Origin of the sequence: Salinimicrobium sp. 3283s (genome assembly GCF_039602225.1) — a bacterium.
Taxonomy (GTDB): domain Bacteria; phylum Bacteroidota; class Bacteroidia; order Flavobacteriales; family Flavobacteriaceae; genus Salinimicrobium; species Salinimicrobium profundisediminis.
Window position 1 is genome coordinate 826,021 of record NZ_CP143631.1, and the last position, 13,985, is coordinate 840,005.

The window sequence follows — 13,985 nt, forward strand, 5'->3', positions numbered from 1 at the left end:
TCCCAAACACTATGGAAAACCAATCAATTGAAACTTCATCGGTAAAGCAGAGTAAATTACCGCTTTACATTTCGGCTGCTATCGTAATATCTGTTGTTCTTGCTTATTTTTTCATTCCGGGCGTGCAGTCCTGGCTTTCTGAAGCCTGGAATGTACTTACCAGCGACGATAACGAGAGGATAAAGGCCTGGGTGGGGAATTTTGGCTGGTTTGGCCCGGTGGTTTTGGTCTTAACGATGATCGCCCAAATGTTTCTCCTGGTGATTCCTACTATTGCTTTGATGGTAGTTTCCGTTTTAGCTTACGGCCCTATTTGGGGAAGCGCAATTATACTTGTTTCGGTATTTTCGGCCTCGTCTGTAGGTTATTTTATTGGCAGGTACTTTGGTCCTGTGATCGTGGAAAAACTCATAGGGCAAAAAAATGAAAAAAAGATAAGCGACTTTATTGATGATTACGGATTTTGGGCCGTGATCGTAACGCGTCTCAACCCATTTCTTTCCAATGATGCCATTAGCTTTGTAGCAGGTATTCTCAAAATGGGGTATTGGAAATTTATTGGGGCCACTATGGTAGGGATTGCACCCCTCACCCTTTTTATTGCCATTATTGGTAAAAGTACCGATGCTCTAATATCGGGATTATTATATGGTTCAATTATCAGTTTAATCCTGTTTGGTTTATATGTTTACTGGGACAAAAGAAAAAGAAATTCCACAAGTAAATCCCACGCCTAAGCTATGAAAACACTAAGTGGAAGCAGAATAATCGCTCTTGTCCTTTTCTTTTTTTCAGGATTAAACCTGATGTATGCGCAAGATCCTCAATCCTGGTTGTATGAAAATGAATTTGAAGTGTCTATTCCTGTACAGGAGAGATGGTCTATGGAAGCGGGCTTCGGAAACCGCGGGTTGCTGCAGGAGCGGGCCGATGGGGAAAAGACATCAGGCTATGCACACCAGCATGTGGAACTGAATTATTTTACTAACTACAAGCTTCAGGAAGCTACTGTGTTAAGCCTGGGCTTGAGGTACCGCTTTAAAGAACTCTTTGATGCTGATGAAAGGAATGAATTCCGAATTATTGAACAACTGGAGCTAAAGCCTCTTAATTCAGCCTTATCTCACCGGTTTAGGCTGGAGCAGCGGTTCAGGGAAAAAGTTAGCCACAGGGCGCGTTATAAATTGGAATTTTCACGCCCCCTAAATAATATTTTCTCTTTTGAAGCCGCTACAGAAGCCATTTATGCGGTTACTGTTCATGAAAAACCTGAAGCAGAACAGCGGTTCTCCATCGGGATTGAAAACAGCTCTTTCAACAACCTGGATCTTGGTCTTACCCTGGAATACAGAATGGAAGATTATGCAAGAAACCTGGCCCATGAATTCTTTATTGCCACAGGATTATCGCTCTCACTTTAATTTCCGGCGATTAAGTATACCTAAGTTATTCTGCTTCGATCTTTTATAAAAACGAAATCCTATAGAAATACTAAACTTTCACGATCATTTCTTCACTTTAACAGCTATGCTTACATTAGTATAGCGGTCATATTTTTTCAGGGGACATTTTGATCTATCTGTACCTTTTTGATTCCGCAGTAAAAAGATCCGGAAATGAAGGTAGACAAAGAAACCGAAGAAAAAGAGATAGAAGAAATTCTTGAAGATGAGAAGGTGCAAAAAGCTCTTTCTGAAACTGATAAGCCAACAAAAAAAACTCCCGGTCAGCGGAAGGAAATCTTCCTCCTAATTGGGTACACCATCCTGATAGTCGTTGTAGCAGGCCTCCTTAACTTCCTGCTTGAAGCAGGTTACCTGCCAATTTCTGAAAAGTATTTTCCTTTGGTGAAAAAATTGATCTTAGGTACCATTCTGGTCACTGCTGTATTATTTCTGAATAGTCTTCTAAGAAAAATTGTAAACAGAAAAGTAGATGACAGGGCGAGCGCCTACAATTTTAAAAGCCTTATCAATTTTATAAGCTTTGCACTTATCACCCTGGTGGTCATCTCGCTGGTCTTTTCCAATTGGTACGCTACCTTAGTCTCTTTTGGAGTTGTATCATTGATTCTGGGTTTGGCTTTACAAAATCCGTTAACAAGCCTGTTTGGCTGGGTTTACCTTCTTCTTCGGAAACCTTATGAAGTTGGTGACAGGATAAAAATCGGCAATGTGTATGGTGATGTGATGAATGTGGGTTATTTTGACACAACGCTGTGGGAATTTAGAGGTGATTATCTCTCTGGCGATCACCCCAGCGGAAGGATAATTAAATATGCTAATTCCAAAATTTTTAGCGAATACGTGGTCAATTACTCCTGGCCACTATTCCCGTTTATATGGAATGAGGTTAAATTTTATGTTTCCTACGATAGTGATTTCGATTTTATATCGCGCGTAGTGACCAATATCGCCGAAGATGAAATAGGAAAAGCAATGATGAGACGGGTTAATAGGCTGAAAAAAATTCTTGCAGATTCTATGATCCAGGAACTGGAAATCAAAGAGAGACCTTCAGTAATCTTCAATGCCCATACCAATACGTGGATTGAAGTGACCGTGAGGTTCCTGGTGCAGCCAAAGCATTCGGGCCCCACTAAATCCCTGCTGTTCACACATATCATGAAGGAGTTAAAACGGCATCCGGAGAAAGTAATTTTTCCCAATACGAAAAGATAACCGGAAAAATACCTTTCAAAAATGGCATTTTTGACACCTTAGTTATGAGAGCTCTTAATGCACATTCAGACCGTCAAGGAAACAGCTTTTCCTATTAAATTACCTTCCGTTTTTCTCCTTCCCTCCTCCTGCACAAAATTTTCTTTATCTTTTCTCTTCTAAACCTGTCTTTATGACCTTTGTTCAAATCGTCAGTATTCTGGGAATGATCCCGTTGTTCTCCATGAGGACTTTCCTCCCGGCATTTCTTGCTGCACTTTTTCTAAGATATCCCGAATACTTTCCCGGCATGGGCGATATCGTAGCGCCTGCACAAGATGCCTATATCACCAAAGATTGGGTTCTATTTACTTTAGGAGGATTAAGTCTGCTTGAGATCGTAGGAGATAAAAGCACCGAAATAAGAAATTTTATAAAAGATGCTGAAACATACCTTAAACCTCTCATCTTTTTTATCATTAACCTCAATTTACTGGACGAATCTTCTGTAGAAGTGCTTGAAGAAGTGCAGTGGGCAGCATTTGATCCCCTGTGGATCCTTTTACTTTTCGGAAGTCTTTCAGTTTACTGGCTTGCCGGATTAAGACGCGATTTTATCACATTTTTGGAAGATATTGATGAAGATGACAATTTCTATCTAAGCCGCATAAGCAGCTTGCTGGAAGACAGCCTGGTGCTCTTCGGATTTTTACTGCTTATCTGGCTCGGCCTGGTCATGGTCGTAATTTATGTGGCAGCCATAGTGCTGTTCATTTTTGTGAAGAAAAGAACCGAGCGCAAACTTGAAAAACAAAAACACCCCTGTCCTAATTGCGGAGAAATGAACCTGCCTTTTGCTGTAAAGTGCTACAACTGCAAAACGCCGCAGCCTAAGGTGCACAAAATTGGTATTTTTGGTCAGCGAAAAGAGGACCTGGTCTCCAACCTTGAAAAACATCGGCTCCACCTTGCTTCCCATCGCAAATGCCCAGATTGTGGCAACAAATTGAACAGCATCAAACTTTTTCAGGAATGCGAGAGCTGTGGTTCCACCCTGTTCGATTCTCCAACTCCGGGAGAATACATCAAATATCAGGATAAAAGGTTCTATAAGCTCACGGGGCTTTCCTTTCTCCTGGGATTTATTCCCATTATCGGTTTTGTGGTAAGCGCAGTGCTCGCAAATGTTTATTTATTCTCCCCATACAGAAGGTATATTCCAAAAGGCAAATCTTTTTTCACAAAACTCTGGATCAAGTTTCTCACTTTGCTGTTTTTTTATCTTCGGAATTGCCCTGGGGTTCATTGCCGCACCGGTTTACATCATCTTGAGATACTTCATCTGGAAACGGCGTTTTGTTGGGAGAACTTCAGAAAGTGCGAGGAGCTAAGGAAGAGATAAAATACTTACTTCAGAAATACCCTGGACTGGTTCAGGAAAATCCAGATTCAAAATGCCATTTTTGACACCCTAACAAACCCTGTCTGTTTCCGAAGGAAACATTTGCTTCAATCTCTATTTTGAAGTATATTATGAACTTAAGAAACTGACTTAAATTTTAATCATTTATTCTCATGCAAAGAACTCTTACGATACTCTTATTTCTCATCACCCATGGCATGATTGCCCAGCAAAATGTGCTTACCCCAGAGGATGTAGCCAAACTGGAATACGTCACAAATGCGGTTATGGCTCCAAATGGCGACAAAATCATCTACCAAAAAGTTGTTCCCGAAGATCCTCTTCTAAAGAACGCAGCAGCCAGCACACATTTGTATGTTTACGACGTAAAATCGGAAACTTCTACACCTTTGGTGACAGAATACAGCACTTCTAATTTGAGATACAGGCCTGGGCAGAACAGCATTACTTTTTTGACCCGTCAAAAAGGGGATTCTGCCACTTCCCTTTACGAGATCCCGGTTGGAGGTGGAACACCACAAAAGATCTTTGAATTTGAATCTTCTATTTCATCATACGACTGGCATCCACAGGGACAAAAACTGGTTTTTACATCCCGGGTTTCGGAAGATGATACAGAATCAAAACTACCTTATCAACCCGAGATATACGAAACCAATCTCACTAATTCTTCTGCTTTTGTAGCCGATGTAACCGGGGGCAGCCCAAATAAATTGGAAGTAGAAGGAAATGTAACCGGAGCACAATGGAGCCCCGACGGAAAGCAGCTGGCCGTTAGTGCAGCTCCGTCTTCGCTGGTAGACGATTTTTACACAAGCCAAAAGATCTATATAGTAAATCCGCAAACGCTAAAAGTCTCTTCAGAAGTTACCCATAAGGCAAAATTGGGCGGACTCAAATGGAGCCCGAATTCAGAAAAAATCGCATTTATTGCCGGAAAGGACGAGAACGATCCAATTGATGGGCGAATTTTTGTTGTTGACGCTACAGGCGGCACTCCGCAGATCCTGCAACAGGATTTTGAAGGCATGTTTCACGACCTGCACTGGATCGACAATAAAACCCTTGGTTTTCTTGCCAGTGAAGACGTTTACAGCAGCATTGGTACGCTAAAACTAGACGGTATAATGAAGAAGGTTTACAGTGACAACAACGTAAATATCACCACCTTTTCACAAAATGAGAAAAATGAGATAGCTTTTGTTGGAAATACTGCTCAACACCCCGGAGAACTCTTTCTTTTGAAAAAAGGGGATTCTGATGCCAAAAAACTTACTGATTCAAATCCGTGGTTAAAAGATGAAACATTTGGAGCGCAGGAGGTTATTACTTACCGCGCCTCTGATGGTTTGAAAATACAGGGCATTCTTATTCATCCTGTAAATAATTCTGAAAAAAATCCTTTGATCACTGTGGTTCACGGTGGGCCCGAAGCTCATTATGACAATGGCTGGCTTACCAATTACAGCATGCCGGGGCAGGTAGGTGCCGGTGAGGGCTATGCAGTATTTTATCCTAACTACAGAGGAAGTACCGGCCGCGGAGTAGATTTTGCCATTTCCAGCCAGGGAGACCCAGGCGGAAAAGAATTTGATGATATTATTGATGGAATAGATTACCTCATTGAAAATAAAAATGTAGATGGAGACAGAGTTGGCGTCACCGGCGGATCGTACGGTGGATACGCTACGGCCTGGATGTCTACCCGTCATACCGACAGGTTTGCTGCAGGCGTAATGTCGGTAGGAATAAGTAACAATATTTCAAAGTGGGGCACCAGTGACATTCCGGAAGAGATGTTTTTAGTGCATAGCCGAAAAAGGATTTGGGATGACTACCAGTTCTTTTTAGAACGCAGTCCTATCTTTTATGCAGACCAGGCCGACACCCCTCTTTTGATCCTGCACGGGAAAGAAGATACACGTGTAGACCCGGGGCAGTCTTATGAGCTGTACCGCCACATCAAGACCAGGACCGACACTCCCGTAAGGCTTGTACTTTACCCCGGAGAAGGTCATGGAAACCGAAAAGCTACCGCGAGGTATGACTTCAACCTAAGAATGATGCGTTGGTTTGAGACATTTCTGAAAGAGAAAGGCAACGAGATGCCTGACACACAACTGGATCTGTCTGAGAAATAGAGATCAAGAACACTGGAAATTGTGAAATAAGAAGAACCTGCTAAAATCCAGAAGCTTTATGCTGAAAAATATGTCAAAAATGGCATTTTCAGCAAATGTTTTTGACTTGAAGCTTCCCTTTACTTCCGGTTTTTTCAACCATAAAAGAGGCTGTCTAAAATGTACTTTTTAGTCAGCCTCTTTTTATATAGCCGCTTCAGTAATATCAACCTGTTAAATACCCGGTTTTGATTATTTCAAAAGCCGCCTCCCACATCACATAAATTTGAAATTACCAACTTAACTCAAAAGGCATCTTTATCTTTGGATAAAATTGTGCCCGTGGAGCTTGTGAAGAAAATAGAGAGTAATAGAACCCTGCAGTACATTATTGGCCTGGGGTGCATTTTCCTTGTTTCCCTGGTCTGCTTTTTATTTATCAACATCATTGGTTATCATGTTGTAGCTCTTATTTTACTTTTGGCGGTTTCGGTACTCGCAATGTTCCTGGAGACCTTTCCCATAGTGATCGTAGCTGTTGTGAGTGCATTAATTTGGAATTTTCTCTTTATTCAGCCCCGATCTACCTTCAGCATTACCACTCCCGAAGACGCCCTGCTCTTTCTTATGTATTTTGTTATTGCGGTGATGAATGGCGTATTTACATCCAGAATAAGAAAGGTTGAAGCTGTGGCAAGACAGCGAAAAGAAAAAGAAAAGACGCTACAGCTTTACAGCACCATGCTAAATTCTTTATCGCATGAATTGAAGACTCCCATCGCAACAATTATTGGCGCTGTAGATACTCTGAAAATGAATTCCGGCGAAATTTCGGAAGACAGTAAAACCGAATTGTACAGCGAAATAGACGTAGCCGGCAACAGGCTTCACAGGCAGGTGAACAACCTTCTAAGCATGAGCCGCCTGGAATCGGACATTTTCAGGCTTCAGCTGGACTGGTACGACATTCAGGACATAATTCACACCGTAATGCTCAATAACCTGAAAGACACTCATGAAATTAACCTGTTAGCTTCCGAAGAAATTTCTTTATTCAGGATTGACGGCCCACTAATTGAACAGGTGGTACACAATATTGTTCACAATGCACTGGAGTACACCCCTGCCGGCTCTGTAATAAATATTTCAGTTACTTTTGAAGGTGGACATTTAATCATTAAAATTTGTGATAATGGCCTCGGATTTCCCGAAGATAAACTGGAGCAGGTGTTCGAGAAGTTTTACAGGCTTCCAAAGACCGCAACGGGAGGAACAGGATTAGGGCTCTCTATTGCAAAAGGTTTTACAAAGGCGCATAACGGAACAATAAAACTGGAAAATTTACCTTCGGGCGGTGCAAAATTCACCATTACAATACCTGCTGAAACTTCGAGATTAACAACGAGGCATGATGAATAAAAGCGAAATCCTGATTATTGATGATGAGCCGCAAATACGAAAGCTGCTTAAAATTATTCTTGAAAGTAACGATTACAAAGTCATACAGGCAGCAGATGGAATGGAAGGTTTGCATCTGGCTGCCAATCATTCTCCAGGACTTATCATTTTGGACCTTGGCCTTCCCGACAGGAGCGGTCATGAAATTTTACAGGATCTAAGGAATTGGTACGAAAAACCTGTGATCATTCTTTCTGTGCTAGATTCAGAAGAAGATATTGTTAAAGCCCTGGATAATGGTGCGACAGACTATCTTACCAAGCCTTTTAGAACGGGTGAACTCTTAGCGAGAATAAGGTCTTCTTTGCGACTTAACCAAAATGTTGAACTGCAACAGAAAATTTGTGCCGACGATTTGGAAATTGATTTGACTACACGAAATGTTTATAAAGAACGGGAGATGGTAAAACTTACTTCTACCGAATACAATCTTTTAACGCTACTGGCAAAAAACCAGGGCCGGGTACTTACTCACCAGTACCTGCTAAAAAGTATTTGGGGACCTGGAGCACAAACCGAAACGCAGTATTTGCGGGTATTTATAGCACAATTGCGAAAAAAACTTGAAAAGAACCCCAATCTCCCAAAACACTTTATCACCGAAAGTGGCGTAGGCTACAGGTTTTTATAATCTTTATAAAATCTTTATACCTATCCCCCAATCTTTACACTCTCCTTATAATATCCAATTTACCTTTGTTGTCTTTTATGGACAACAGAACCCCGGCATATTCGAATAGTAAGAGCAACATTTTTCATATACCACTGGTGACCCTGGTTAATGTCGATTTTCAAGGCGGTACAACTGGTGACATTAACGGGTTAATCCGTCAAAGCCGAAAAAACCTAACACGTTAGATTTGAATTTTTCAAACCTTCAAAAACGGGATAAAATTGAAAGAAGACTCGGAATTTTAAAGAAGTCCTCTTTCGCGCTAAGTCTCTTCACTGTCTGCTTAATTGTGTTTGACCTGGGTTTCACCCATAGATCTGAAACAGAGCTTTATCTTACCGATTTTTATCTGGTAGCCCTGCTCATTGGAAGTACAACAATTCTGGTGAGGTATGGAATTTCACGAAAGAAATTTCCTCTAAAGGTTCGCTTTTTTGATGGCGCAATCTTCTTGCTAAACATTTTCCTGATCTTTGTGAAGTTCGATCTTTCCCTAAGGCTTCTTCCCTTCCTGGAGTTCTTCAATAACATGGGCTGGTTATATCTTGCCCTGTTCATTTATTTTATTAGAGAGTTTTCGGCTATAAGTATAAACTTCAACCGAAAGTTACTCAACCCGGCGCAGCTGTTCATGGCAAGTTTCCTGGGTATGATATTCCTGGGGACTTTACTCTTAATGCTCCCCAAAGCTACCTATGAAGGAATTTCGGCCGTAGACGCTCTTTTTACAGCTACGAGTGCAGTATGTGTAACAGGTTTGATTGTAGTTGACACCGGCACCTATTTCACCAGCCTGGGGCAAACCATTATTCTTATCCTAATCCAGTTCGGGGGCCTGGGCATTATGACCTTTGCAAGTTATTTCTCCTATTTTTTCCGCGGAAAAAGCTCGTATGAGCACCAGATCATGCTGAAGGATATGACAAATTCTGAAAAGATCGGGGAGGTTTTTAGTGTCCTAAAAAAAATTGTTCTGCTCACCCTGGCTATTGAAGCTATTGGAGCGCTACTGGTTTTTATAAATCTAGATCCAAACACTGTAAAGGGATTTGTAGATCAGGTTTTCTTTTCGATATTTCACAGTATTTCAGCTTTTTGTAACGCCGGATTCTCAACACTGGAGAACAGCTTGTATGAACCTGAATTTAAATTCAATTACTCGCTCCAGCTAGTAATTGTTACACTGTTCATTTTAGGAGGAATAGGATTTCCTATTCTTTTTAATTTGTATAAATACTTTACCTATTATTTCAAGAACCAGTACGTCAAAATTCAACACCCGGCTAACTCTGTTTACGTTCCCTGGGTAATTAATATTAATACCCGCATCGTTCTTGTCACTACTTCAATATTGCTGGTGGCAGGAACTGTTTTATTTTACTTTTTTGAATATGATAACACCCTCGAGGAACATTCGGGATTTGGCAAACTGGTAGTTTCTTTTTTTGGAGCCGCTACTCCAAGAACAGCCGGATTTAATTCGGTGGACATGACTGCTCTCAACTTCTCTACACTCATGATCATTCTTATTCTCATGTGGATAGGGGCATCTCCAAGTTCTACAGGAGGTGGAATCAAAACCAGCACTTTTGCTCTTGCTACGCTCAATTTTATGAGCCTTGCAAGAGGCAAGGACAGAGTAGAAGTTTTTAGAAGGCAGATATCGGACATATCTATAAGACGGGCTTTTGCTATTATTTCCCTTTCCCTTTTGGTCATAGGAACAGCCATTTTTTTAATTGCATCTTTTGATCAGGAAAAAACGCTGTTAAGCATTGCCTTTGAATGTTTCTCGGCGTACAGTACTGTGGGTTTAAGCATTGGAATAACCTCGCAGTTGAGCGAGGCCTCAAAAATGGTAATAATTGCTACCATGTTTATTGGGCGGGTGAGTATGTTAACCATCTTAATTGCCCTTTTAAGAAGGGTGAAATATCTAAATTATAAATATCCGCAGGAGGATATACTAATGAACTAAACTTATGAAGTATATAATAGTTGGATTGGGAAATTTTGGAGCCTCCCTTGCCGAAAAGCTTACCAAAATGGGCAATGAGGTAATTGGTGTAGACATGAACATGAGCAAGGTTGAAGCTATTAAAGACAAGATCACTCATGCTGTTAATCTGGACTCTACAGATATTACTGCAGTCTCGAGTCTACCCCTTAGTGATACTGATATTGTAATTGTAGGAATTGGTGAAGATAAAGGTTCAAATATCATGGCTACTGCCTTGATGAAGCAATTACGTGTGAAAAGATTAATAAGCAGGGCAGTCTCCCCGCTTCAGGAAATGGTGCTCGAAGCTATGGGCGTAGATGAAATCATACACCCCGAAGAAGAAACCGCTGAAAGGTGGGCAAAAAAACTCAATCTACATGGGGTGGTAGATTCATTTGAAGTCAACCGCGACTACAGTATTATAGAAACTGAGATCCCTGCCGAATTTGATGGAAGAACTCTCGAGGAAATAGGCCTTAAGAGAAAATATGATATTATTGTTCTAACTACAATCAAAATCACCCGAGAGAAGAACGAGATAGGAACAAACCGGGATGTCTCGAATGTACAGGGAGTAGCTTCGGCAAAAACTGTTTTGCACAAACACGATATCATGGTGCTCTACGGACACAATAAGAATTTGAAAAAATTACTTAAAGACCAGGAAAAGTACTAATAAAAACAGTAAGGCCGGAAACTCTGTGTTCCCGGCATTCCTGTTTAAAGCATTTTATTTACTCTATTATTCCCAATCTGGCATAGCCGCGTTTTCTATAAGCACCTCCCTATCGTCATCATCCCCTGTACTACTACCAGTATTTACAGGCATGGTGTATATATCTTTGGGTGATAAATCATCGTTTGAGGTATTTACAAAAATCACTTCAGCTTCATTAGGAGAAAATCTTGGATCAAGGTCATTAGTTCCATCGGGTTTTTCTACTGAAAGATTTTGAAATTGCCTGGTGGAAAAATCATATATAAACAAGTCTGAATCAAGTCTCCGGTAGGAATCGTTTCTATAACCTGAACTGTCATAGGTATATAGTAACTTATTCCCCTGCAAAGAAAGATCCAAACCTCCCAGAGCCCCTTCAACATTATTCAAGATCATCTCCTGAATTTCCCCTTCGAAATTAATAGTAAATAGATCTGCATCATAGCCATTACTGTTGTTGGTAATCAAGGCTATCGTTCCATTATCTTCACTTACATCTACTTCTGTTATAAAATCGCCATTTTGTGTTTCATATATTAAAGTGGTACCTCCCCCCACAGAGTTTATCTTGTAGAGCTTTCCAAAATTTGGATAGACCAGTGCTGCTCCATCATCGGACCAGGAGAAATCAATAAGGTTTAAATTAAAACCATTCACCGGAATATTTGAAGTGATACGTTTTTGTTGAGAACCATCGGGATTCATGGTAAATAGATGGGTCTGCCCGTTAACAACCCTTAAAAAGGCAATTTTATTCACGGAATTATTCTTACGAGGTCTAAAGCTGTTTTGATCTGATGAAGTTAAACGAAACTCCTCTCCTTCAGAATTCCGGGAAAAGATCACATTATTACCATTGATAAGGCGTGTAAACAGGACCCTGCTTTCAGGTACATTTCTGGTTTTAAAGGAATACAATGAACTTAGAACTGGGTCGTTTATACTATCAGAAACTTTTACCTGCCAAAAATACCTGTAGCCAGAATTAAGGCCTTCCACGGTATAGGTAGTATCTTTAATATTTGAATATGTCAACACTTCATCATTCACGTTGTTCCACAACTCCAGCTCGTAAGTCAATTCATCATCTTCAGGGTCTGAGGAGTTCCACACAAATTCTGCGGTCATGTCAACTTCTTCAGCATTATCTTCGGGAGAAAGCAGTTGTGGCGTGGATGGTTGTTTATTATTTGCACCCGATTTCAATAATTCGAAAGCTACATTTGAAGTAGCACCTTCGGTTACCGTAACTGCCTCAAAAGCAGTAGTGTAATCTTCAACTTCAGCCTTGACAGAATATTGATCAACAAGAACATCTTCAATAACAAATTCTCCATTTTCATCTGTAAAGACTGTACTTGAAGCAGGGCTGGTCGTAATTTTGACATTTTCGAGAGGTTCATTACTAGTACGTTCAACTACTTTCCCAGATATACCACCTGTTAAAGATTCCCCGACTGTATCTTCAGAACAACCTATTAGGAAGAATAAACCTGCAATTGTAATATATTTTAAGAATGTCTTCATAAGTTCTACAAGTTCAAATCAATTAAAAGTAAATATTTAGGCCTAAACCAAAATTGAAGTAGTGATCATCTCTTTTTCCATGGACAAAATTATCCAGCTTATCATTTGTAATAAGATTATGTTCAGCAAAAATTTGTGCACCCAACCTGGAATTAAATAAGTATCGCAATCCGCCCCCATATTGAAATTTAAAAAAGTTGGATTCAAGGTTCTCCTCATCAGTGGCTAGATCCGGATTCCCCAGCTCCATAAGAAATCCGGGGCCTCCGTATACAAAAGGAGCAAAATCATCTTTTGGCAAAAAGTTAAATCTCGCATTAATATCTACTCCCGCAAACTCTCCTTTAAATTGCCTGCCATTATCGAGGCTGATGTAATTTAAATTTCCACCTATACTTAGGTTCGGAAAAAGCCTTTTTTGATACCCAATCCGTGCAAAATAACCAGGTTCTTTATTTGAATAGTCGCCATCCATTAAAGATAAACCACCTGAAAAACTTAAGTTATTCTCTGGCACATCTTCAATAAGTAACCTGTCATACAAGCCCATGTCTTCCTCTGCCTTTTTTTCGGCCACGTAATTATCTACCAGTTGCTGGTTTACCTCCCTACCTCCCTGGGCAGCCCACAAGCGATCTTTAACCCCTTCAAGAATAAGATCTCTTACAGCTTTTTCTATTGCGTCCTGTACTGCTAATTGTACTGGCTCGTTCTGAGTTATTCCTGTTTCTGCTTCAAGCAATCTCTGGAACTTCACAAATCTAAAGAAACTACCATCCAGGCCTTGAGAAAGTATGGTCTTTGAAACATATACAGTTTTGAGGATTTCTCCTGTATTTGTTGAAACAGCTCTTAAGTAAACTGTAATTCTATCCTGCCTGTATTTAGCTGAACCTCCCAGACCAAAATATCTTGCTCCTATTCCACCGGTAAGAATGTTTGTATCATAGGAAATGATACCTCCTTCAAGAATAAGACCTGCATAAAGTAAAGCTGGTAAAGGTGGTTCATTAGGATTCAGGTTTTTAATATATTCCTGCTTGGTATTTCTTATAATATTTCTTTCGGTAGAAAGGTTACTTAAATTCTCTCTCTCAATAGGAATAAACCATCCGGAATCTTCCAGAGCTTTGATTAAAATAGTAGTCGCGCCCTGGGTTACGGCTGTACTAAAAGTAGAGCCATTTTCTACGGCTTTGTATTGCCCCGTTTGGTCACTAAAGTTATAGACAGCTACTTCAACAGGATCATTAGCCGGAGGCAAGCTGGTTAAAAGATGGGAATTTGTAGATTTCTCCCCCGGTCGGGCCGGATCATTAATAAATGGTTGATTGAAGTATGCCCCGCAAGAGCTTAGAGTGCTAATTGCAAAAAATAGCACTACCTGGTAGGTCTTGTTCATAA

11 protein-coding genes are annotated in these 13,985 nt (G+C 40.5%); 9 read left to right on the top strand and 2 right to left on the bottom strand.

Going from position 1 to position 13,985, the window contains the following annotated elements; genetic code table 11:
- The first annotated feature begins 11 nt into the window (after positions 1 to 11).
- The 9 genes from VS868_RS03555 to VS868_RS03595 all read left to right on the top strand — a co-directional run bounded on the left by VS868_RS03555 (position 12) and on the right by VS868_RS03595 (position 11,012).
- On the top strand, positions 12 to 737 hold the full coding sequence (locus VS868_RS03555) for a TVP38/TMEM64 family protein (protein WP_345599224.1): 726 nt from the start codon (positions 12 to 14) through the stop codon (positions 735 to 737).
- A 3-nt stretch (positions 738 to 740) separates the two neighbouring features.
- Entirely contained in the window at positions 741 to 1,421 is a 681-nt protein-coding gene (locus VS868_RS03560) for a DUF2490 domain-containing protein (protein ID WP_345599225.1), read from the top strand.
- A gap of 195 nt (positions 1,422 to 1,616) precedes the next feature.
- Positions 1,617 to 2,681, top strand: a complete 1,065-nt coding sequence (locus tag VS868_RS03565; RefSeq protein WP_345599226.1) for a mechanosensitive ion channel domain-containing protein — start codon at positions 1,617 to 1,619, stop codon at positions 2,679 to 2,681.
- Between the two features lie 172 nt (positions 2,682 to 2,853).
- Positions 2,854 to 4,062, top strand: a complete 1,209-nt coding sequence (locus tag VS868_RS03570; protein ID WP_345599227.1) for a DUF4126 domain-containing protein — start codon at positions 2,854 to 2,856, stop codon at positions 4,060 to 4,062.
- Positions 4,063 to 4,235: 173 nt separating this feature from the next.
- Entirely contained in the window at positions 4,236 to 6,224 is a 1,989-nt protein-coding gene (locus tag VS868_RS03575) for a S9 family peptidase (protein ID WP_345599228.1), read from the top strand.
- A 303-nt stretch (positions 6,225 to 6,527) separates the two neighbouring features.
- The gene (locus tag VS868_RS03580; protein WP_345599229.1) at positions 6,528 to 7,622 is read left to right on the top strand and encodes an ATP-binding protein; all 1,095 of its coding nucleotides are present in this window, start codon (positions 6,528 to 6,530) and stop codon (positions 7,620 to 7,622) included.
- Complete coding sequence (locus tag VS868_RS03585; protein WP_306419755.1) at positions 7,612 to 8,292, top strand: response regulator; 681 nt, start codon at positions 7,612 to 7,614, stop codon at positions 8,290 to 8,292. Before VS868_RS03580 ends, VS868_RS03585 begins: the two co-directional genes overlap by 11 nt.
- A gap of 331 nt (positions 8,293 to 8,623) precedes the next feature.
- Complete coding sequence (locus VS868_RS03590; protein WP_345599230.1) at positions 8,624 to 10,312, top strand: potassium transporter TrkG; 1,689 nt, start codon at positions 8,624 to 8,626, stop codon at positions 10,310 to 10,312.
- A gap of 4 nt (positions 10,313 to 10,316) precedes the next feature.
- Positions 10,317 to 11,012, top strand: coding sequence for a TrkA family potassium uptake protein (locus VS868_RS03595; RefSeq protein ID WP_266069231.1), 696 nt, complete (start codon positions 10,317 to 10,319; stop codon positions 11,010 to 11,012).
- Positions 11,013 to 11,078: 66 nt separating this feature from the next.
- Here the strand turns inward: VS868_RS03595 and VS868_RS03600 are convergent, their stop codons facing one another.
- Positions 11,079 to 12,581: a carboxypeptidase regulatory-like domain-containing protein gene (locus VS868_RS03600; protein WP_266069232.1), complete on the bottom strand. Its 1,503-nt coding sequence runs from the start codon at positions 12,579 to 12,581 to the stop codon at positions 11,079 to 11,081.
- Positions 12,582 to 12,603: 22 nt separating this feature from the next.
- Positions 12,604 to 13,983, bottom strand: a complete 1,380-nt coding sequence (locus VS868_RS03605; RefSeq protein ID WP_345599231.1) for a CsgG/HfaB family protein — start codon at positions 13,981 to 13,983, stop codon at positions 12,604 to 12,606.
- Positions 13,984 to 13,985 lie beyond the last annotated feature (2 nt).